At 65.8% G+C, this 22,053-nt stretch carries 17 protein-coding genes; 11 read left to right on the forward strand and 6 right to left on the reverse strand.

Annotated features, from left to right (window positions below):
• Nucleotide 1: 1 nt before the first annotated feature.
• The 4 genes from serA to metG all read left to right on the forward strand — a co-directional run bounded on the left by serA (nucleotide 2) and on the right by metG (nucleotide 6,895).
• Nucleotides 2-1,591, forward strand: a complete 1,590-nt coding sequence (gene serA / locus AC3A4M_RS03580; protein WP_498734021.1) for a phosphoglycerate dehydrogenase — start codon at nucleotides 2-4, stop codon at nucleotides 1,589-1,591.
• A gap of 113 nt (nucleotides 1,592-1,704) precedes the next feature.
• Nucleotides 1,705-4,512, forward strand: coding sequence for an ABC transporter permease (locus tag AC3A4M_RS03585; RefSeq protein WP_498734022.1), 2,808 nt, complete (start codon nucleotides 1,705-1,707; stop codon nucleotides 4,510-4,512).
• Nucleotides 4,509-5,213 (forward strand): ABC transporter ATP-binding protein, encoded by a 705-nt coding sequence (locus AC3A4M_RS03590; RefSeq protein WP_498734023.1) that lies wholly within the window; start codon nucleotides 4,509-4,511, stop codon nucleotides 5,211-5,213. Before AC3A4M_RS03585 ends, AC3A4M_RS03590 begins: the two co-directional genes overlap by 4 nt.
• 122 nt (nucleotides 5,214-5,335) lie before the next feature.
• Nucleotides 5,336-6,895: a methionine--tRNA ligase gene (gene metG, locus AC3A4M_RS03595; RefSeq protein WP_498734024.1), complete on the forward strand. Its 1,560-nt coding sequence runs from the start codon at nucleotides 5,336-5,338 to the stop codon at nucleotides 6,893-6,895.
• Nucleotides 6,896-6,902: 7 nt separating this feature from the next.
• Here metG and AC3A4M_RS03600 read toward each other — a convergent pair whose 3' ends face one another.
• From AC3A4M_RS03600 to AC3A4M_RS03625, 6 genes are all read right to left on the reverse strand, one after another.
• Nucleotides 6,903-7,430: a hypothetical protein gene (locus AC3A4M_RS03600; protein WP_498734025.1), complete on the reverse strand. Its 528-nt coding sequence runs from the start codon at nucleotides 7,428-7,430 to the stop codon at nucleotides 6,903-6,905.
• Nucleotides 7,431-7,519: 89 nt separating this feature from the next.
• The gene (locus tag AC3A4M_RS03605) at nucleotides 7,520-8,926 is read right to left on the reverse strand and encodes an APC family permease (RefSeq protein ID WP_498734026.1); all 1,407 of its coding nucleotides are present in this window, start codon (nucleotides 8,924-8,926) and stop codon (nucleotides 7,520-7,522) included.
• A 197-nt stretch (nucleotides 8,927-9,123) separates the two neighbouring features.
• A complete protein-coding gene (locus tag AC3A4M_RS03610; RefSeq protein WP_498734027.1) occupies nucleotides 9,124-11,643 on the reverse strand; it encodes an FtsX-like permease family protein in 2,520 nt (839 codons plus the stop codon).
• A gap of 3 nt (nucleotides 11,644-11,646) precedes the next feature.
• A complete protein-coding gene (locus AC3A4M_RS03615) occupies nucleotides 11,647-12,429 on the reverse strand; it encodes an ABC transporter ATP-binding protein (protein WP_498734028.1) in 783 nt (260 codons plus the stop codon).
• An 87-nt stretch (nucleotides 12,430-12,516) separates the two neighbouring features.
• Nucleotides 12,517-13,194 carry a response regulator gene (locus AC3A4M_RS03620; protein WP_498734096.1) on the reverse strand — a complete coding sequence of 226 codons (678 nt, stop codon included), beginning with the start codon at nucleotides 13,192-13,194 and terminating at the stop codon, nucleotides 12,517-12,519.
• Nucleotides 13,195-13,254: 60 nt separating this feature from the next.
• Entirely contained in the window at nucleotides 13,255-14,436 is a 1,182-nt protein-coding gene (locus AC3A4M_RS03625; protein WP_498734029.1) for a sensor histidine kinase, read from the reverse strand.
• Nucleotides 14,437-14,553: 117 nt separating this feature from the next.
• Here AC3A4M_RS03625 and AC3A4M_RS03630 point away from each other — a divergent pair, with 117 nt between their 5' ends.
• The 7 genes from AC3A4M_RS03630 to gltX all read left to right on the forward strand — a co-directional run bounded on the left by AC3A4M_RS03630 (nucleotide 14,554) and on the right by gltX (nucleotide 21,911).
• Nucleotides 14,554-15,621, forward strand: a complete 1,068-nt coding sequence (locus tag AC3A4M_RS03630; RefSeq protein ID WP_498734030.1) for a 3-isopropylmalate dehydrogenase — start codon at nucleotides 14,554-14,556, stop codon at nucleotides 15,619-15,621.
• Nucleotides 15,622-15,675: 54 nt separating this feature from the next.
• Entirely contained in the window at nucleotides 15,676-16,779 is a 1,104-nt protein-coding gene (locus tag AC3A4M_RS03635; RefSeq protein WP_498734031.1) for a branched-chain amino acid aminotransferase, read from the forward strand.
• A gap of 198 nt (nucleotides 16,780-16,977) precedes the next feature.
• A complete protein-coding gene (locus AC3A4M_RS03640; protein WP_498734032.1) occupies nucleotides 16,978-18,006 on the forward strand; it encodes a M14 family zinc carboxypeptidase in 1,029 nt (342 codons plus the stop codon).
• A gap of 140 nt (nucleotides 18,007-18,146) precedes the next feature.
• A complete protein-coding gene (locus tag AC3A4M_RS03645; RefSeq protein ID WP_498734033.1) occupies nucleotides 18,147-18,950 on the forward strand; it encodes an MBL fold metallo-hydrolase in 804 nt (267 codons plus the stop codon).
• Between the two features lie 10 nt (nucleotides 18,951-18,960).
• Nucleotides 18,961-19,734 carry a fumarylacetoacetate hydrolase family protein gene (locus AC3A4M_RS03650; RefSeq protein ID WP_498732729.1) on the forward strand — a complete coding sequence of 258 codons (774 nt, stop codon included), beginning with the start codon at nucleotides 18,961-18,963 and terminating at the stop codon, nucleotides 19,732-19,734.
• A 12-nt stretch (nucleotides 19,735-19,746) separates the two neighbouring features.
• Complete coding sequence (locus AC3A4M_RS03655; RefSeq protein WP_498734034.1) at nucleotides 19,747-20,343, forward strand: hypothetical protein; 597 nt, start codon at nucleotides 19,747-19,749, stop codon at nucleotides 20,341-20,343.
• 53 nt (nucleotides 20,344-20,396) lie between these two features.
• The gene (gene gltX, locus AC3A4M_RS03660; protein ID WP_498732731.1) at nucleotides 20,397-21,911 is read left to right on the forward strand and encodes a glutamate--tRNA ligase; all 1,515 of its coding nucleotides are present in this window, start codon (nucleotides 20,397-20,399) and stop codon (nucleotides 21,909-21,911) included.
• Nucleotides 21,912-22,053: the final 142 nt, after the last annotated feature.

Here is a 22,053-nt window from a genome sequence, read left to right on the forward strand (position 1 = left end):
TGTGGAAAAACCTGTAGTTCTCCTTGCCGAAGAACTGTCGCCAGCCACCGTCGAGGCACTGGGTCCCGACTTCGAGATCCGCCAGACAGACGGGGCGGACCGCTCCCAGCTGCTCGCCGCCATTGCAGATGTTGACGCCATCCTGGTCCGTTCCGCCACCAAAGTGGATGAGGAAGCCATCGCTGCGGCCAAGAACCTGAAGGTCATCGCCCGTGCCGGCGTCGGCCTGGACAACGTGGACATCAAGGCGGCGACGCAGGCGGGCGTCATGGTGGTCAACGCGCCGACGTCGAACATTGTTTCCGCGGCGGAACTGACCGTCGGGCACATCCTCTCGCTGGCACGCCACATTCCGGCTGCCAATGCTGCCCTCAAGAACGGTGAGTGGAAGCGCTCGAAGTACACCGGTGCCGAGCTCTACGAAAAGAAGGTCGGTATCATCGGCCTGGGCCGGATCGGTGCCCTGATCGCTGCGCGCCTCCAAGCGTTCGAAACCCAGATTCTCGCTTACGACCCGTACGTCACGAGCGCACGTGCCGCCCAGCTCGGCGTCCAGCTGGTGAGCCTGGACGAACTGCTTGAACAGTCCGACTTCATCTCCATCCATATGCCCAAGACGCCCGAAACCATCGGCATGATCGGCGCCGAGGCTTTCGAGAAGATGAAGCCTTCCGCCTACATCGTCAACGTCGCCCGCGGCGGTCTGATCGACGAGGACGAGCTGTACACGGCCTTGAAGGAAGGTAAGATCGCCGGCGCCGCCATTGACGTCTTCGTCAAGGAGCCCAGCACGGACCTGCCGTTCTTCGCCCTCGACAACGTTGTGGTCACCCCGCACCTGGGCGCGTCCACGGAGGAGGCACAGGAAAAGGCCGGCGTCTCCGTGGCCAAGTCCGTGCGCCTGGCCCTCGCCGGTGAGCTCGTCCCCGACGCGGTCAACGTTGCCGGCGGCGTTATTGCTCCCGAGGTCCGCCCAGGCATCCCGCTGATCGAGAAGATCGGCCGCATCTTCACTGCGCTGACGCATGACTCGGTCACCCAGATCGATGTCGAAGTTGCCGGCGAAATCGCCGAGCTGGATGTCAAGGCACTGGAACTGGCCGCGCTGAAGGGTGTCTTCCAGGACGTCGTTTCGGAACAGGTCTCCTATGTCAACGCGCCGGTGCTGGCCGAACAGCGCGGCATCAGCACCCGCTTGATCACGACCACTGAATCCGAGGAGTACCGGAACGTCCTGACCGTCCGCGGTGCGCTCTCCGACGGCAGCCGGATCTCGGTTGCCGGCACGCTGACCGGGCCCAAGCAGATCCAGAAGCTCGTGGGCGTCAACGGCTACGAAGTTGAAATCCCGATCAGCGAGCACCTGCTGGTCTTCACCTACGAAGACCGCCCCGGTGTCATCGGCACCCTCGGCCAGCTGCTGGGCACCCACGACATCAACATCGCCGGCATGCAGGTATCCCGCAACGAAGACAAAAAGCAGGCCCTGGCACTGCTGGCTGTGGACAGCTCGGTGCCGCAGGATCTGCTGGAGGAACTGCGCCAGACCATCGGCGCAACCCTGGCCCGGGTAGTCGACCTGCAAGACTGATCCAGCCGTAGTGCAGGCCCGTTGAGCGGTTGGCTTTCGCGTCGGCTCAACGGGCCTTTGCGCTTATCTCCTCTCTTTTTCGTACCGTCCAGTCCTTATGTGGGGGAATACAGTTGAACGCAGCAGCACGATTCTTGCGTAGCCGCTCGCTCGTAGTCACGGTAGTGGTCCTGGTCGCGGCCATGCTGCTATCGGTGTTCATCCAGGACCGCGCCCAGTCATCCCTGGGACAAGTAGTGGATACCAACTCCCGGGGACTCTACGACATCCTGGTACTCCCCGAAGGCAAGGGCCCGGACGCGGACACGCTGAAACAGCCGGACTACGTTTCCGGCACCGGCGGCATCACCCAGGAACAGCTCGGGCAGATCCGCGGCCTCGCCGATGTTGGTGTCGCCGCGCCGATCAGCCTGGTCTCCAAGGTTGTCCAGGACATCGAGTTTCCCCAGCTGAAGGCCACGGACTACGTGGGCTACAACGAAAACATCGAAGGCTACCTCGAACAGCAGAACATTACCGACGCGGTGCCGGCCGAGGAATGGCCTGAGCCGGATTCCGTGCTCAGCGAGGAACCAAAGAACTACCGGATCACGGCCAAGGCCGTCACCTCCAACGGCGTCAGCGACACTGTCCTGTTCGAAACCGCGGCGGAAGGCTCACTGGGCCAGGCCAAGCTGGAGGAACTGAAGGTTCCGGGCGGCAGCAGCCTGCGCACCGTGGCCCCGGAGGGGGAGACGGGCATCAAGTTCCCGGACCCCGCCGGCGGCAGTGCCCACGGCGATTTCGACCTCACCGTTGCCTTGCCGATGCTGCCCCAGATCACCGAGACCGTTGTAGCCGTTGACCCCGCCGCCGAGCAGGCACTGCTGGGCGAGGCCGGCGGCTTCCTCGCGCCCCTGGCCAAGGCCCCAGCGCCGTCAGGCCGCAGCGCCATGGAACTGGGGGATAAGTTTTCGCAGCAGATGACGCCGGGTCTCTTCGCTGAAGGCACCGACTCTGCCGAAATCGATGGGCACCCGTTCAGGTTCTGGAGTCCCTTCCTGACGCAGTACCGGGCGGCGGTGGAAGCGGGAACATTGACCGAGGATTCGAAGGTGATCCCGCTGGTGGTCCGCTCCGGCACCGATCTTGATCTGACGTACTCCGTTGACATCGAAGAGATTGACGACGCCGGCAATACCGTTGCGCAGGTGGGTACCGTCAGCAAGGAGCTGGGGGAGGAGTACCTCCCGTTTGCCTCCTCCAAGCCCTTCCAGCTGCGCTGGCCCGGTGGCGAGGACTACAACTACTTGCTGGGTTCCGGCGGGGTCCAGGTGGTCGCGGGTCTGCACCAGCCGGCCGAATGGACCACCGACTTCCTCTCAACCCCCGAGTACGTGGCCGGCGAAGCTAACCCCGACGGCAGCGTGGAGCAGACGGTGACCCCGCAGGGCTGGGTCACCGTGAACGAGCTGCCGGAAAAGACGCTGCAGTGGCAACTGGAGCCGGACCAGAGCCAGCGCGAGCCGGTCAACGAGCAGTCCTACCGGACCAGCCTCGACGATCCGGCCGACGCCGCCGCACCTCTTCCGTTTGTCTACGGCACCTTCGACGCCAATGCCGTGCGCGATGCTGCCGGAGACGTGAACTACCTGCCGCTGGGCGGCTACGACCCGGCGCCGGTGACACTGACGGAAGACGCCGAAGGCAACGACGTCGACGACACCGAGCTCAAGCCGGGCCTCAGCGGTGCGGGACTGGCGGTACAGTCCGCCGGTGCCATCACGGACTTCAACGGGCTGGCCGCCGTGCGCGGAACTTCGGACACCGATCCGGTCATTGACGCCGTGCGCGTACGGGTGGATGCCGGCGGCAGCTGGGCCGACGCCGCACCGAACATCGATGCCGTCGCGGCCGCCATCGGTGACTTGGGCCTGGATGTCCAGGTTGTTGCCGGTTCCGCCCGCGAGGACGTTTCCATCTATGTCCCCGAGTACCACCAGGAGGCTGACGGTACGGTTTCCGACCTGGGCACGGTCAGCCAGTCCTGGGTCCGCCAGGGCGCTGCCTCGGCCGTCCAGAGCTCACTGGGCCAGGCCAGCTCCGCACTGCTCTTCCTGACCTTGGGCGGGGCCGCGCTGCTGACCGCAGCTAGCACTGTTGCGTTCACCCGTTCGCGCCGTACCGAAGCGGTGACCCTGCGCGCCATGGGCTGGACACGGCCCAGGATCCGTTCGTGGTTCCTGGCCGAACTGCTCGTCGGCGCCGCGGCGCTGCTGGCCGTGGCGGTAGTGGTCAACGCCTTCAGCCGGACGCTGACCACGCTGGTGGTTTCCGGCGTCGTACTCCTGGTCTATGTGGCGGCGTCCTTCATCTCCGCCGCCTTGCTGAAGCCGGTGCCGCCCGCCGGGGATGCGCCGTCGTCTTCGGGCACCGCGCCCATGGTCGATACGCCGCTGAAATTCGCGCTGCGGCAGGTGAACACCAACCGGTTCAACGCTGGAGCTGTTGTTGTGGGCGTGGGTGTGCTCGGTGCGGCGGCCGGCGCGCTGGCGGCGGTTATCCTTGACCTTCCGCGTGCGGCCGGCAGCACGGCGCTCGGCTCGCTGGCGCTCAGCGAGACCGGCGGCGTGAACATCGCGCTGGCGGTGCTCGGCGTGGTGACGGCACTGGTGCTGACGCTGATGACCGGCCGTTTCGACCTGGCCCGCAAACGCGAGCAGTGGGACATTCTCGAGGCGATGGGCTGGACTCCCACGCTGCTGCTCTCGCTGCGGCGCAGCGAAACGGGGCTGCTGGCGGTGATGGCCCTGCCGCTGGCCGTCCTCGGCGCCGTCGGCGTTTCCCTGGCCGTGGCGCCGCATGCCGCACTGCGTGCGGTGGCCGCCGGTGTGCTGGCAGTGATTCTCTGGTTCATCCTGATGACAAGGACACGGAAATGATTGAACAACCGCAGACGCGTGCCGAGAAGATCGGGCGTACCGCGGACCATGCGATGCCGCTGGAGCTGCGTCGCATCACCATCCGCTACGACGGCGGCGGCGGCGAGCCGCTGGTGGTCGCGGAGGACTTCGACCTTGGCCTCGAGGCGGGGAGCATGCACTGCCTGGCCGGACGAAGCGGCTCGGGCAAGACCAGCATCCTGACCGTGGCGGCCGGCCTGACGCTGCCGACCTCGGGAGAGGTGTTCTGGCAGGGCGATTCGCTCGATGAGATGGACGACGACGAAATCTCCGACCGCCGCCGCGCCCTCATTGGTTATGTGGATCAGGGCGGGGCGCTGATCGACGGGATGAGCGCGCTGGAAAACGTGCTGCTGCCCGCGGTGCCGGACAAGCAGGTTGAAGCGAAAACCGAGATGGCCAAGGATCTGCTGGACCTGGTGGGGCTGGGACGCCGGATGCGGCACTACCCGGCGCAGCTGTCCGGCGGCGAGCGGCAGCGGGTGGCGATTGCGCGCGCGCTGATCCTGGGCACACGGGTGCTCGTGGTGGATGAGCCGACGGCCAGCCTGGACCGCGAGCATGCCAACCAGATCATCGGCATCCTCAAGGACACCACCAAGGACGGGATTGCGGTCCTGGTGGCGTCCCACGACGAGGAACTGATCAAGGTGGCGGACAGCCGCACCCACATGTACTGAGGCGGCCAACCACCGCCGAAGGCGCCCCAACCGGAGGAGCCGGGTGCCGCCGTCGTTGTCACGAAGACGGCGGTGGCCGGCCGCTTTCGACAAGCGCGGAGCACACGCGGTAATTTCTATAGGTGACCTCTTCAGCTGATAAGCCCCCGTACTACATCACCACGGCTATTTCGTACCCCAACGGCGTGCCCCACATCGGACATGCCTACGAGTTCATTGCCACGGATGCCATGGCGCGGTTCAAGCGGCTGGACGGCTACGACGTCTGTTTCCTGACCGGGACGGACGAGCACGGGCAGAAGATGCTGCACACCGCGGAGAAGGAAGGCATCACCCCGCTGGCCCTGGCCAAGCGCAACTCGGACGTCTTCCAGGCTACCCAGGACGGCCTGGGCATCAGCTACGACCGCTTTATCCGCACCACGGACGAAGACCACTACGCCGCCGCGCAGGCCATCTGGAAGCGGATGGAAGAGGCCGGGGACATCTACCTCGACAAGTACGAGGGCTGGTACTCCGTCCGCGACGAGGCGTACTACGGCGAAGACGAGACCGAGGTCCGCGAGGACGGCAAGCGCTACTCGATCCAGACCGACACCGAAGTCACCTGGACCGAAGAAGAGTCCTACTTCTTCCGCCTGTCGGCCTATCAGGACAAGCTGCTCAAGCTCTACGAAGACCAGCCGGAATTCGCCGCCCCGCGGACCCGTTTCAACGAGGTCATCAGCTTCGTCAAGCACGGCCTGATGGACCTGTCCATCTCCCGCACCACCTTCGACTGGGGTATTCCGGTGCCGGGCAACCCCAAGCACGTGATGTACGTGTGGGTGGACGCACTGACCAACTACCTCACCGGCGTCGGTTTCCCGGACACCGAGGCGGACGCGTTCCGCAAGTGGTGGCCGGCCGACGTGCACGTGATCGGCAAGGACATCTCCCGCTTCCATGCCATCTACTGGCCGGCGTTCCTGATGTCCGCCGGGCTGGAACTGCCCAAGCGCGTGATGATCCACGGCCACCTGTACAACCAGGGCGTGAAGATGTCCAAGTCGCTGGGCAACGTGATTGCGCCGTCGGACTGGGTGGAGCAGTACGGTCTGGACCAGATGCGCTTCTTCCTGCTGCGCGAAGTGCCGTTCGGTGCGGACGGCTCCTACAGCCACGAGGCCATCGTCGGCCGGATGAACGCGGATCTGGCGAACAACCTGGGCAACCTGGCCCAGCGCTCCCTGTCCATGGTGGCCAAGAACTGCGAGGGCAAGGTCCCGCAGCCCGGCACGCTCGCCGCCGAAGACCATGAACTGCTGGCCCAGGCCGAGCGGCTGCTGGAGAAGTCCCGTGCGGCCTACAAGGTGCAGGATTTCCACGCATCGCTCGAGGCGATCTGGACCGTGCTCGGGGACACCAACGCCTACTTCGCCGAGCAGGCCCCCTGGGTGCTGCGCAAGACCGACGTGGAGCGGATGAACACCGTGCTCTACGTCACGCTGGAAGTGCTGCGGATCGTCTCCATCCTGGTCCAGCCGGTGATGCCCGGTTCGGCCGCCAAGCTGCTCGAGGTACTGGGGCAGAACGACGACGGCGCCCGCGACTTCGCAGCCATCGCCAAGGCTTTGGTGCCGGGTACGGATCTGCCGGCGCCCACGCCGATCTTCCCGAAGTACGAAGAGCCGGCCGGATAACGGTTGCCTAGGTAGCTTCCGGCCTGGCCAGGAAGCGGTCCTTGGCCGTCTGCTCCATGATGCGGGCCATCGTGTCCAGCTGGCGGTGGGTCTGGTCCAGCAACTGTCGGAAACGCTGGGCATCGAGCCGCGGCTCAGCTTCGGCCAGCACGATCAGCGTCCGCCACAGGCATTCCTTGCCGCGGAGCGCGGACTGGAGCGTTTCGAGTTCCAGCTGCGCTCCTGCGCCGCCGCCGTTGCGCAGCGGATTGAGCGGATTGATCTTGCCCATCACGGCGCCGCCGGCGGCAGCGACTTTCTTGAAGGTGCTCCGCCGGTAGCCGAACTGTCCCATCAGTTCCTTGACCTCGCGGCGTTCGGCGATGACCTCGTTGCGCAGGCGCTGGAGATCGGCCTCGAACTCGGTTCCGGCCCAGGATTCCCGCGCCGAGCCGAAGAGTTTGATGCCGGTCTTGGCGCCCAGCAGATGATCGTCCAGATAAGCGGCGAACTCGTCATTGTCCATGCGGACGGGCTGCTTGTGGTCCTGGTCCATCGTATGATCCTCCCGATCGTCGGTCATCAGCATGCTTGCTATTTTTGCAGATCCTGATCGGGTTGTCGTGGACCCGGTGGCGGAAGGGCTTAGCCGGCCAGGTCCTCGGGATGCCTGATGCGGGTCTTCTTCGCGCGCACACCCCGGTTCCAAAGCCAGGTCAGCAGCCACAGCACGAGGCCTACGCCGATCATCACGCCGGCGATCTGGTATTCGACGGGATCCTGCGCCCACGGCCCCACCAGGAACCCGCAGGTCAGGACGCCCAGGTACGGGAGGATCTTCGGTGCGCGGAAGTGTTCCCGGTCGATCGGCCGCCGGCGCAGGACGAGGACGGCGACGTTCACCACGGTGAAAACGCACAACAGCAGCAGTGCCGTGGTGCCGCCCAGCGCGCTCACCGTGTCGGTGCCCATGAAATTGGTGACCGTGATGATCAGCCCCACGGCGATCAGCGTGGTGAAAATGATAGAGGCCCACGGCGAGCGGCGGTTCGGCAGCACTTTGCCCAGCGAACGGGGCAGCACGTCCTGTTTGGCCATGCCGTAGAGCAGGCGGCTGGCCATCAACATGTTGATCAGCGCGGTGTTGGCCACCGCGAACATGGACAGGAACGGGTAAATGACGTCCACCGGCAGGCCCGGCGCCCCGGCCTGCACCACTTCGAGCAGCGGCGTGGTGCTTTCGGAGAGGACGCCGATGGGGACAATCGCCACTGCGGCGATGGATACCAGGATGTAGATCAGGACGGTGATGCCCAGGCCCGTCAGCATGACCTTGGGGAAAATCTTGACCGGATCCTTGGTTTCCTCCGCCATGTTGACCGAGTCCTCGAACCCCACCATCGAGAAGAAGGCGAGCGACGTGGCCGCCGTGATGGACAGGAAAGCGCCCTTGTCCGCCGACGTTTCGAAGATCAGCACCCGGCTGAAGTCCACGTTGCCCTGGGACATGGCCCAGAACCCGATGAAGATCACGATCATCAGGCCGGTGAACTCAACCAGGGTCAGGACCACATTGAACTTGATGCTCTCGGCGACGCCGCGCAGGTTGATCAGCGCCAGCACGACCATGAAGATCACCGCGACCCACGTGACTCCGTCCTGGTCCCAGTCAAGGTTGAACCCCACAATGAAGTTCTCCGCCAGGAACTTGGACGCGGTGGAAGCAGACGTTATGCCGGAACTGAGGACCGCGAAAGTGACCAGGAAGGTCAGGAAATGGATACCGAAGGCTTTGTGCGTGTAGAGGGCCGCGCCGGCGGCCTGCGGATACTTGGTGACGAGTTCCAGATAGGAAAAAGCCGTGATGGTGGCAACGACGAAGGCCAGGAGGATCGGCGCCCACGCGGCGCCGCCTACCTCGCCGGCAATCCGCCCGGTCAGCGCATAAACGCCCGTGCCGAGGATGTCCCCGACGATGAACAACAGCAGGAGCTTCGGACCTATGGCCCGTTTGAGTTCCGGTTGCTCATGGGTTTCGGTGGTGCTGCTCATCGTTGAACTCCCGTCCAAGCGTGGTGCCTACGGTCAGAGACTTCACAGTCAACGTAGCACGCTGCCACTGCCGTGTCGCGGGGTCAGCGGTGACCGGTGAACCGAGCGGGCTTTCCCGCCGGAGAACCAGCCGGACAAGGATATGGCGGCGCTTCCGTTGAGGGAAGCGCCGCCACGATGCTGCCGTGCCGGGCATGTCAGACGGTGGCCAGCCCCTCGACGGGGGAGAGCCGTGCCGCGCGGCGGGCCGGCATAACGGAGGCCAGCAAGCCGGCCACCACGGCGACCGCCAGCACAGCGGCCAGCTGCAGCCACGGTACGTCCGGCACGACGGCGGTGAACGTGCCCAGCGCGGACTGTGCGCCGAGCCAGCCGTACAGGATGCCCAGCCCGGACCCGATCAACGCCGCCACGCCCGCGATCAGGACTGCCTCCAGGGCAAGCATGCCGCGCAGCTGGTTCCGGGTCAGGCCCAGCGCCCGCAGCAGCGATGACTCCTGCGTCCGTTCCAGCACCGAGAGCGAGAGCGTGTTCGCCACGCCCACCAGCGCGATCAGCACCGCCACGGCCAGCAGCCCGGTGACCACCAGCAGCAGCACGTCGATGATCTGGTTGAACGCCGCCCGCTCAATGGCTGCCCCGGAGATCTGGTAGTCCTGCACGTTCAGCCCGGCGGCCAGTCCGCTGCGCAGTTCCATCAGCGCCGTGGCGTCGAGATCCCGGTCCACGGACAGCCACAGCTGCGGCAGGGACGAATAGTACTCCTCGCTGTCGGCGGCAGCGGGCGCGGGCACGCCGATCTCTTCGGCCACGGCGGAGGACATCAGCGGCGGGAAGGAATAACTGCTGACCTCCACCACCTGCAGCTCCTTGGCGCCGCTGCTGCCGGTGACGGTAAGCGTGTCCAGGCCCGAGCCTTCGGCCAGCAGCACAGTATCGGCGTCCAGCGGCAGGGACTGGTCCTGCAACAGCTCCCGCTGTGCCGGTTCCAGCTGGTAGACGCCCGTCCGCTGGCCGTTCACCGTGGCGTAGCCGCCGGTCGTGACCAAGCCGGCGGCAGCCACGCCGTCGTATGTCAGGGCGGTTTGCGCGGCTGCCTCATCGAGCGGCCCGCCGTCTTCGTCGAGGTCACCGATGCTGATGTCCACCGGGTACTGCGCGCTGAGCTCGGATTCGAACGCCGTGCGGGCGGTCTGCGCGCCGGTCATCATCATGACCACCAGCGTCACGCCGATCAGCAGTGCGGTGGCGGTGGCTGAGGTGCGGCCGGGGTTGCGCACCGCGTTGACGGCGGCCAGCTTGCCGGGCACGCCCAGGGGCTTGGCCAAGGCACCGACGGCGGTGACCAGCGGCGGCACAAAGAGCGTGGCGCACAGCAGCAGGCCGATGAAGGACATGGCGCCACCGGGCAGGGCGATGAGCAGGTTGGCGCTGAGTGCACCCAAGCCAAGTACGACGGCGCCACCCACCACGAGCGCGATGCCGAACCCGAGCCTGATCTTGCCTTTCCGGTTGCCTACGCGGACATCCTCGGCCGGGCGCAGGGCCGCCAGCGGTGCGACGGCTGTTGCGGCGCGGGCCGGGGCGAGCGCGGCGAGGACCGTCATCACTACTCCGGTGACCAGGCCGACCGCAACGGCGAGCGGCGGGACAGCCAGGGCAGCGAACTCGGTGTCCGGACGGCCCTGCAGCACGGCAATGATGCCGGCCATCAGGCCCACGGCTCCGAGCACGCCGATGACAGAGGCCACAACGCCCACCAGCAGTGCCTCCACCAGCACCGAGCGGCGGATCTGCCCGCGATCGGCACCGATGCAGCGCAGCAGCGCCAGCTCCCGCGTGCGCTGCGCGATCAGCACGGAGAAGGTGTTGGCGACTACGAGGGCGGACACCAGGACCGCCACCAAGGCGAACGCCAGCAGCACTATGGTCAGCTGGTCGGTTCCCCCGGTGAAGCTGGCCACGACTTCCTTGGTCTGCTCGGACGCGGTGTTCACGGTCGAGTCCGCAAAGCCGGCGCCGGCCAGGGCAGCGGCGACGGCGTCCTTGGCTGCTGCAACGTCGGTGCCGGCGGCCAGATCCAGCTGGATGCTGCGTACCTGGACCGGAGCTTGCTCGCTGGCGAGCGTGATGAGTCCGCTTGTGCCGAAGAACTGCGGCTGGCCCATCATCAGCGGGTCCTTCGACGCCTTCACGATGGCGGAGACGGTCGCGGGGACGCCGCCGGCGGCTACGTCCTCGGCGGCCCCCGGCCCGGCGCCCGGTGCAAGTTCGAGCTTGCTGCCGACAGTCAGGGCGAGGCGCTCGGCGGTGGCATCGTCCACCGCCACTTCGCCACTGCCGGGCAGCGTACCTTCGATCAGTTCCAGATTGTCCAGACCGGCCGACGGCGCAGTGTTCTGCAGCGCGCCGTAACCGGTCTCACCAGCCGTGCCGAAGGCGATGTGGGTCTGCTGCTGGACAAAAACCTCTGCTACGCCGTCAGCGTCCGCCACGGCTTCGGCGGCCTGTTCATCCAGCGGCTTTTCCGGACCGGCGCCGACCACCAGGTCCGCGTTGCGGAAACCGGCGCCGACGCTGTTGCCCAGCGAGGCTTCGGTGGAGGCGTTGACCATCAGCGTGGCCGTGAGGAAGCCGACGGCCATCACCACGGCGAGTGCGACGGCGATGAACCGGCGCGCATGCTGCTTCACCTGTGCGAGTGCTACCTGCAGCATGGCTCAGGCCCCCAGCTTCGCCAGTGCGGCCAGGATGTGCTCGGTGTCCGGGCGCTCGAGCTCGCCTACCAGCGCGCCGTCGTTCATCAGGACCACGCGGTCGGCATAGGAGGCGGCGACGGGATCGTGGGTAACCATGATGATGCTTTGGCCCATCTCCGTGGCGGAGCGGCGCAGCAGCGAGAGCACTTCGGCACCGACCTTGGAGTCGAGGTTGCCGGTGGGCTCGTCACCGAAGATCACATCCGGCCGGGTGAGCAACGCCCGGGCCACCGCGACGCGCTGCTGCTGCCCGCCGGAGAGCTCGTGCGGTCGGTGCGTCAGCCGCTCCGCCAGCCCCAGGGTGGAGGTCACGTACCGGAACCAATCCTTGTCCACGGTGCCGCCGGCCAGCGCGATCGGCAGCGTGATGTTCTGTTCGGCCGTCAGGGTGGAGACCAGATTGAAGGCCTGGAACACGAAGCCCACGCGCTCGCGGCGCAGCTTGGTCAGCTGGTTGTCGTTCAGGGCGGTGATCTCGGTGCCGCCGATCCAGATCTTTCCCGAATCGGCGGTGTCCAGACCGGCCAGGCAGTGCATCAGGGTGGACTTGCCGGAGCCGGAGGGGCCCATGATGGCCGTGAACTTGCCGGTCTGGAACGCCACATCGACATTCTTCAACGCGTGGACGCGGGTATCTCCCGTGCCGTAGGTCTTGTTGAGGGCCTGCGTGGCTGCCGCAGCGGTGGAATTCCCGGAGCCGTTCGAGGCCGCGGACGCGAGTGATTGCTCAGTGCTGGTTTTCATACTCCAACGTTACGAACCAAGGACGCCCGGCGGATCGGCCCCCGGTCTGGTGTTCTGCAGCCCCGTCTCATACCCAGGGTTGAGAAGTCAGGGTGTGACAATCCCGGTTTCGTAGGCGATGACCACAGCCTGCACCCTGTCCCGAGCATTGAGCTTGGCCAGGATATGCCCCACGTGCGTCTTCACCGTGGCCTCGGAGAGGAATAAAGTAGTGGCGATCTCCGGGTTGGACAGTCCCTGGGCAATCAGCGTGAACACCTCGCGCTCGCGGGCCGTAAGCGTGTCCACCGCGGCGGCATGGCGGCTGACCTCGGGACTCGGCGCGCGCAGCAGCGGGGCCACATGGTCCAGCAGCCGGCGGGTGGTGGACGGCGCGATCACGGCGTCGCCCCGGTACACGGTCCGGATGGCCTCGAGGAGCTCCTCCGGCGGCGCGTCCTTGAGCAGGAAACCGCTGGCCCCGGCCTGGATCGCCGACAGGGCGTACTCATCCAGGTCGAAGGTGGTGAGCACCACGACCTTCAAATCCTGCCCCTCGGGTCCACCGTTCCGGGCTGCCCGCGCCAGGAGTTTGCCGGTCGCCTCGATGCCGTCCATGCCCGGCATCCGGACGTCCATAAGAACGACGTCGGCACGAACCACCGCGAGTGCGTTCACCGCTTCCTGTCCGTTGCCGGCTTCGGCCACCACCTCAAGGTCGGGCTGGGAATTGATCAGCATTTTGAAGCCGCCGCGGACCAGCTGCTGGTCATCGACGAGGGCCACGCGGATCGGTTCCTGGGCGGCGCGGCTGGATTCGGCTTCGGCAGCTGGAAAGCTCACTCTTTAGGCCTCCGTGTAGGGGATGAATGCGCGGACGCGGAATCCGCCGCCGGGTTTCGGGGCGGCTTCCACCGTCCCATCGTAGAGCGACAGGCGTTCGGCCATGCCGGTGATGCCCTGCCCGCTGCCCGCGGTGGCAGGATCCGCACCGGCGCCGCGGCCGTCGTCGTCAATCCGGATCTGCAGGCCGCGTCCGGTCCATTCCAGCAGCACCTGTGCCGAGGCGTTCGGGCCGGCATGTTTGAGGACATTGGTCAGGCCCTCTTGCACCACGCGGTAGCCGGTGAGTTCCGCGCCGCTTGGCATCGCACGCCGCGGCTCGCCCGCCCGCTCCAGCGCAACTTCCAGGCCGGAACGGCGGACCGTATCCACCAGCGTCTCCACGTCCGTCAGCGTAGGGAGCGGCCGGACGGAAGCGACGTCGTCGCCGCGCAGCACACCGAGCAGACGTCGCATGTCCCGCAGCGAGGCGCGTCCGGTTTCCGCGATGGTGCCCAGCGTCTCGGTCGCCACCGCCGGGTCCTGCGCGCTCGCATACCGGGCGCCGTCGGCCTGCGTGATGATGACCGAGAGCGAGTGCGCCACGATGTCATGCATCTCGCGGGCGATGTGGCTGCGCTCGTCCGCCGCAGCCAGATCGCGCTCCTGCTGCCGCTCGATCTCCAGCCGGTGCGCCCGGTCCTGCAGCGCCTGCACGGTCAGCCGGCGGTTGCGCACCAGGTCGCCCAGGGTCCAGGAAACCAGCACCACGGCGTCGATCGCCACAAACGTAATCAGGAAGGTGGGGATGCTGCCGGTAGACCCGTTGGCAATGAACGAGAAGCGGACAACGAACATGGCGCCGCCGAGCAGCGCCAGCACCAGACCGCCCAGGCTGGCCCAGCGCGGGGCATAGGCCGCCAGCGAAAACACCATGACCAGCACCAGGGTCTGCGCGGGGACGGGCACGGACAGGAAGGCGACATTGAGCAGTGCCGCCATTGCCATCGCCGCGCCGGACTGCCACGGATACGTGCGCCGCCATGCCAGCGGGATGATCAGCAGGGCCGAGAGTGCAAAAGCCGGCAGGTCGGCGGCGGCAACGTAAGGCAGGGCGGAGACGGCGAAGGCCGACAGCATGATGATGAGGTCTACCTTGCCGGGATTCTCCTGGAACCAGTTGTAGATCCTGTGGTGCACGCGCATGATTCAAAACTCTATGCCGCGGCCGGGGCTGCCCGCGTCATGCCCAGGTCTGATTTCCTGTGTTCATAAAGTGAGATGGCTTGCTCAGGATGTGGGATTGTTCCCTAGACTGGAGGCATGAACGCAGCAGAGGCACAGGCATTTTCACTGGCAATCATCCCCGGAGACGGAATCGGTCCGGAGGTGGTGGCCGAAGGAGTCAAGGTTCTCAAGGCGGCGACCGCCAACGAAGACGCTACCTTTGAGCTGACGGAGTACAAGCTCGGTGCCGAGCACTGGCTGGCCACGGGGGAGACCCTGCCCGAAGACACGCTGGACAAACTGCGCAGCCACGACGCCATTCTGTTCGGTGCCGTCGGTGCCGCCCCGGGGGACACCCGCATTCCCTCCGGCATCATCGAACGCGAGATGCTGCTTAAGCTGCGCTTCAGCCTGGACCACTTCGTCAACCTGCGCCCGTCCAAGCTCTTCCCCGGCGTGCCCAGCCCGCTGGCCAACCCCGGCGAGGTGGATTTCGTCGTCGTGCGTGAAGGCACCGAAGGCCCGTACGTCGGCAATGGCGGCGCGCTTCGCGTGGGCACGCCGCACGAGATCGCTACCGAGGTCTCGGTCAACACCGCACACGGCGTGGAGCGCGTGGTCCGCGATGCCTTCCGCCGCGCGTCGGCCCGCCGCAAGAAGCTAACGCTGGTCCACAAGCACAATGTGCTCGTCCATGCCGGCCATCTGTGGCGCCGCCAGGTCGAGGCAGTGGGTCGCGAATTCCCCGAGGTCGCCGTCGACTACCTGCACATCGATGCGGCCACCATCTTCATGGTCACCGACCCGGCCCGCTTCGACGTCATCGTCACGGACAACCTCTTCGGCGACATCATCACCGATCTGGCCGCCGCCATCACCGGCGGCATCGGCCTGGCCGCCTCGGGCAACATCAACATGGACCGCACCGCCCCGTCCATGTTCGAACCGGTCCACGGCTCCGCCCCGGACATTGCCGGCCAGCAGAAGGCCGATCCCACCGCGGCCATCCTGTCTGTTGCCCTGCTGCTGGAGCACCTTGGCCTGGACGCTGCCGCCGCCCGGGTGCAGGATGCGGTGGAGAAGGACATTGCCGGCCGCGGCACCGAGCCGCGTACGACGTCGGAGATCGGCGATGCTATTGCCTCACTTTTGGCAGTAGGCTAGTTAGCAGCCCTTAACTCGAATCACAACGTCGTGCCCTAAGACCGTGGAGGAACCATGACCCAAACGCTGGAATTCACCCAGCAGCTCTCGGACCACCCGAAGAGCGCCGAAGAACGTTCTGCCATTCTGGCCGACCCGGGCTTCGGCAACTACTTCACGGACCACACGGCCGTCGTCGATTACAAGGTCGACGCAGAAGGGAACGGCGGCTGGTCCGGCGCACGGATCGAGCCCTACGGTCCCATCGCCCTCGATCCCTCCGCCGCCGTGCTCCACTACGGCCAGGAAATCTTCGAGGGGATGAAGGCCTACAAGCACGCGGACGGCTCGGTCTGGACCTTCCGCCCCGAGGCCAACGCGAAACGGATGAACCGCTCCGCCCGCCGGTTGGCGCTGCCGGAGATTCCGGAGGAGACGTTCCTGGAGTCCCTGCGGCAACTGGTGGAGGTGGACAAGGACTGGGTGCCCAACGGCGACGGCGAAGCGCTGTACCTGCGCCCGTTCATGATCGCCACCGAGGCGTTCCTCGGCGTGCGGCCGGCGCGGGAAGTTTCCTTCCGCGTCATCGCCTCGCCGGTCGGCAACTACTTCGGCGGCGAGCTGAAGCCGGTGTCGATCTGGTTGTCCGAACAGTATGCCCGGGCCGGCCGCGGCGGTACGGGGGAAGCCAAATGCGGCGGCAACTATGCAGCCTCGCTGGCCCCGCAGATGGAAGCCGAGGCGCACGGCTGCAAGCAGGTGCTGTTCCTGGACCCGTTCAATGACAATGCCGTGGAAGAACTCGGCGGAATGAACATTTTCTTCGTGTTCAAGGAGGGCACGCTGGTCACGCCCGAGCTCAACGGGAACATCCTGCACGGCGTCACACGCTCTTCGATCATCCAGCTGGCCAAGGACCGCGGCCTCGACGTGCAGGAACGCAAGATCACCATTGACGAGTGGCGTGATGGGGTCGCTTCCGGCGACATCACGGAGGCTTTCGCCTGCGGTACGGCGGCAGTCATCACGCCCATCGGGGAACTGAAGACCAAGGACGGCTCCATCGGCTCTCCGGGCAGCAACGCCGGTGAAGTGTCGATGTCCATCCGCAAGCAGCTGCTGGGCATCCAGACCGGCGCTGTGGAGGACACCCACGGCTGGCTGACCCGCCTGGCCTAGGCACAGCCAGGCCGGATCAGGTTGGCAAGGGCCCCGTTCGCACAACGCGGACGGGGCCTTTTGCCGTTGGTACGTAGGCCCCTGGAAGGAAAGTTTGGAGTCTGGAGTGTGGATTTGATCGTTTAACCTATCGCCGCCGCGCTTGGGCGGATAGCTTGCAAAGATCACCCGCACATCGCACCAGGAGGAACCTCGTCCATGAGAAAACCACTTGCCGCAGCAGCCCTTGCCGGAGCCCTCGCCCTGACCGCCGTCACGGCACCCGCCGCCGTAGCCGGCGAAGGCCCCAACTACGGCGGCAACGAAACCGTCAACACCTCGATTCTCCATACCTATGAGGAACTGGCGGCTGAGCTAAAGGTGCAGGACGCCAAACAGCCGCGGCTGGACGTTGACGTCATCGGCCAGACCGTCAAGGGCCGCGACATCTTCCTGGCGAAGTACATCAGCAATCCGGAGGACCCCACGGTCCTCTTCCTTACGCAGCAGCATGGCAACGAGCAGCTGACCACGGAAGGCGCCCTGGAATTCATCAAGCACCTGGGCACGGCCAAGACCAAGGGCGTGCTGGACGGGGTCAACGTCCTGATTGTGCCGATGCTCAACGCGGACGGTGCCATGGGGGACGTCAACTTTCCGCTGGACGATTACGTTGCCGCCGGTGACCGGCACTTGACCCGGTACAACGCAAATGAAGCGGACATCAACCGGGACCACATCACCAGGATCCAGCCGGAAACCCAGGCGCTGCATGACAATGTCCTGGGCAAGTACAACATCGACTACATGATCGACCTGCACCACCAGGGCGCCCAAAGCGAACGGGACGGCCAGCTCGTCTCCGGCTCCATCCTGTACCCGACCACGGAGAACGTGGAAGCGGATGTGCTGGAAGGCTCGAAGAAGCTCGGCGCCGTCGTCTTCAACGCCATCGACTCCACGGGCTGGGGCCATTTGGGCAAGTACGTCGGAGGGACCGCCGAAACGATCAGCCGCAACGGCATCGCCGTCGAATACGGCATCTCGACACTGCTGTTCGAGATGCGCGGCATGAGCGACCACTTCTACGAGGACTATGTACTGGGACAGAAATCCAACGGCTACCTGATCAAGCAAACCGTCACCACGCTCGACGCCGCTGTCCGGGCCATTTCGGACCGCTCCATCGACGACGCCGACACCTCCTTCTGGGATTCGCTCGCCGAGCAGAACACCCGCAGCGAGTAACCCTGGCCGGCACGTAGGCAACATTTTAAGTCCGACGGCGATGCCCGGCTTGGGAGAGCCGGTCACCGCCGTCGTCGCTCCTCGTTCCTTGACCCCGCCAGAAATCCCGGTTCGTGTGCCCGGGATGCAAGGATAGGGACGTGAACGCAGCATCGAATCCGAACCTGGTCCGCAGCAGCACGCTCACCCGCTACCGGCTGGCGCCGAATCCCGGGGCGATGAGCCTGGAGGGGACCCAGTCCTACCTGATCAGCGCTCCCGGCGAGCCCGGCGTCGTCGTCGTGGACCCGGGGCCGCTGCACGAGACGCACCTGCAGGAACTGGCCGCCGCCGGCAAAGTCGAGCTGGTGCTGATTACGCACCACCACATCGACCACACCGAGGCCAGTGCCCGGTTCCATGCGCTGACGGGAGCACCCGTGCGTGCCTTGGACCGGGCCCAGTGCCACGGCGGCGACCCGCTCACCGACGGCGAAACCATCCGCGCCGCCGGCGTGGACATCTCGGTCCTGGCGACTCCCGGACACACGGCGGACTCCGCGTCCTTCCACCTTCCCGACGACGGGCCGGATGGCTCCGTGCTCACCGGCGACACCATTTTGGGCCGGGGGACCACCATCATCGCCTACCCGGACGGGCGGCTGGGGCCGTATCTGGAATCGCTGGAGAAACTGGCCGCGCTCGGGCCGGCGAAAGTCCTGCCGGCCCACGGCCCCCTCCTTCCTGATCTTTCAGCCATCTGCCGCGAATACGCGGAGCACCGCCAGCTGCGGCTGGACCAGATCCGCGCCGCTCTGAAAGAGCTCGGCGAGCAGGCCGGCGTCGACGCAGTCACCGACCATGTCTACAACGACGTCGATCCGTCCGTGCGCGGGGCCGCCGAAGCGTCCGTCGCGGCACAGCTGGATTACCTGCGCTCCGGAAACCAGCGCCCGAGCCGATAGGGTAGTTCCCATGCGTATCGCCCGATTTGTACTTGACTCTGACCCAGCTTTCGGCATCGTCGAAGGTGACGAAGGAAATGAAGAGGTCGCGGTCATCGCCGGTGACCCGTTCTTCTCCGGTATCCAGCTCACCGGCGCCCGCCACAAGCTGGAGGACGTGCGGCTGCTGGCCCCCATCATTCCCCGCAGCAAGGTGGTCGGCATCGGCCGCAACTACGCCGAGCACATCAAGGAAATGGGCAACGAAACCCCGGCCGCGCCGCTGATGTTCCTGAAGCCCAACACCTCCGTCATCGGTCCGAACGAGCCGATGGTGCTGCCGGAGTTCTCCGAAGAGGTGTCGTACGAGGCGGAGCTGTGCGTGGTCATCGGCCGCATCTGCAAGGACGTCCCGGCCGAGCGGGTCCACGAAGTCATCTTCGGCTACACCTGCGGCAATGACCTGACCGCCCGCGATGCCCAGCGCACGGACAACCAATGGGCTCGCGCCAAGGGCTTCGACGGCTCGGCACCGATCGGACCTTGGATCGAAACCGAGCTGGACACCGAAGACCTGGCGGTTAAGGGCTGGCTCGACGGAGAACTGAAGCAGGACGGCAACACGGCCCAGATGATCTGGAGTGTCAAGGAACTCGTGGCCTATGTCTCCCAGGCCTTCACCCTGCTGCCCGGCGACATCATCATGACCGGCACTCCGGCCGGCGTGGGGACGATCGAGGCAGGACAGCGCTACGAGGTTGAGATCGAGGGCATCGGACGGCTGTCCAACACCGCCCGCCGCTAGCCTGGACGAAAGATGACGACGACGGCGCCACGCGGTCCGGCTGCGGCCCGCACCATCACAGCGGTGCTGCCGCCCGCCGTCGTCTGGGCCGTGGTCCTGATCTTGAGCCCTGTGCTCGAGTACGGTCTCGGCCGGCTGGCCTGGTGGGGAGCCGGGGCGGCATTCCTGCTGTGCTTCGTGCCGTGGGCCATCGTTACTTGGCTGGATAAGCGCGGGGACCTGCGCCGCGGCATTCAACGGCTCGGCTTCAGCCCGCTGATGATCTGTACCGGGGTGTTGATGTACGGGACACTGCGTGCCATCCAGTGGCTCAATGGTCCGTTGGGTCTTGCCGCCGTAATCTTCGCCATCTACGGCGGCTTTGCCCTGCTGTTGATCTTCCGCCGTTTCGGCCCGGATTGGACCTGCATGACCTATGGCGGAGCCTCGGTCATCCTCGTCCTGATGGCAGGAATGCCCGGACTGATCGGCGCGATGCTGCTCGCCCTCGGCGTCTGGGCCCAGGCGCTTCTGCAGCCTCCAAGGGCCGGGCGTTTGGTGGTTTCGGCGCTGGCCGGGGCTGCGGCCTGCGGCGGGATTTACGCGCTCCTGGAGCAGGCGGTGCGGTAGCGTCCCGTACACCGGGGGAAGACGTTGAGGCACGGGCTAAACTGGTGTCCATCATGACTAATGCATCTGCGCTTCCCGCTGACCTGCCCACTGTCGATGCCGAAACACCCGTCCGGGTACGGTTCTGCCCGTCGCCCACGGGAACTCCGCACGTCGGCCTCATCCGGACCGCCCTGTTCAACTGGGCCTATGCCCGGCACACCGGCGGCACCATGGTCTTCCGGATCGAAGACACGGACGCCGCCCGCGATAGCGAGGAAAGCTACCAGCAGTTGCTGGAAGCGATGAAGTGGCTCGGCATCACCTGGGACGAGGGCGTCGAAGTCGGCGGTCCGCACGAACCCTACCGCCAGTCCCAGCGCGCCGACATCTACCAGGATGTCATCACCAAGCTGAAGGAAGCCGGCCACGTTTACGAGTCCTACTCGACGCCGGAAGAGGTCGAGGCCCGCCACAAGGCAGCCGGCCGCGACGCCAAACTCGGTTACGACAACTTCGACCGGGACCTGACCGAGGAACAGATTGCCGCCTTCAAGGCAGAGGGACGCGAGCCCGTACTGCGCGTTCGGATGCCGGACGAGGACTTGACCTTCAACGATCTGGTCCGGGGCGAAATCACGTTCAAGGCCGGGACCGTACCGGACTTCGTCGTCGTCCGCGCCAACGGCAAACCCCTCTACACGCTGGTGAACCCGGTGGATGATGCGCTGATGGGCATCACCCACGTCCTGCGCGGCGAGGATCTGCTCTCCTCCACACCCCGCCAGATCGCCCTGTACCGGGCGCTGGTGGACATCGGCGTGGCGCGCTACATGCCGCTGTTCGGCCACCTGCCCTATGTCATGGGCCAGGGCAACAAGAAGCTGTCCAAGCGAGATCCGGAGTCCAACCTCTTCCTGCATCGCGAACGCGGCTTCATCCGCGAGGGGCTGCTGAACTACCTGTCGCTGCTGGGCTGGAGCCTGTCCGCGGACGAAGACATCTTCACGGTGGACCAACTGGTGGAGAACTTCGACATCCACGATGTGCTCTCCAACCCCGCGCGCTTCGACCTGAAGAAGGCCGAGGCCATCAATGGAACCCACGTGCGGCTGCTGGAACCGGGGGACTTCAGGCTGCGCCTGGTCCCATACCTGCAGCATGCCTCCTTGGTAGGGGAGACCCTCACCGAGCGGGACCACATGGTGCTGGCCGAAGCCGCCCCGCTGATCCAGGAACGCATCACCTTGCTGGGGGAAGCGCCGGAAATGATCGCTTTCCTGTTCAAGAAGGACGACGAGATCGACATCGCGGACGATGCCCGCAAGGGACTGCCGGAAAATCTGGCGGAAGTCCTGGACGCGGCCCTGGCTGCCTTGGAGCCGATCGAGGAGTGGACCGCGGAGAACATCCAGACTGCCCTGCGTACGGCGCTGGTGGAAGAACTCGGGCTTAAGCCGCGGCTGGCCTTCGGCCCGGTCCGGACCGCCGTCTCCGGCCGCCGGATCTCTCCGCCGCTGTTCGAGTCCATGGTCATCCTTGGCAAGAACTCCTCGCTGGCCCGCATCAAGGCTTTCCAGAACGCCTAGAACAGGGGCTTTCGGGCGATGTGACGGACGCCTCAGCGGGTAACCGGCTAACCGTTTTGTGTAAACGGGAGACCTCCGGTAAAGTAATTACTCGTGCTGAGGCGCTGAGGAAGCAAACAAGAAGCTTCCAGCAGGGCCCGAA

Source organism: Arthrobacter sp. Soil_C_60 (assembly GCF_057656375.1).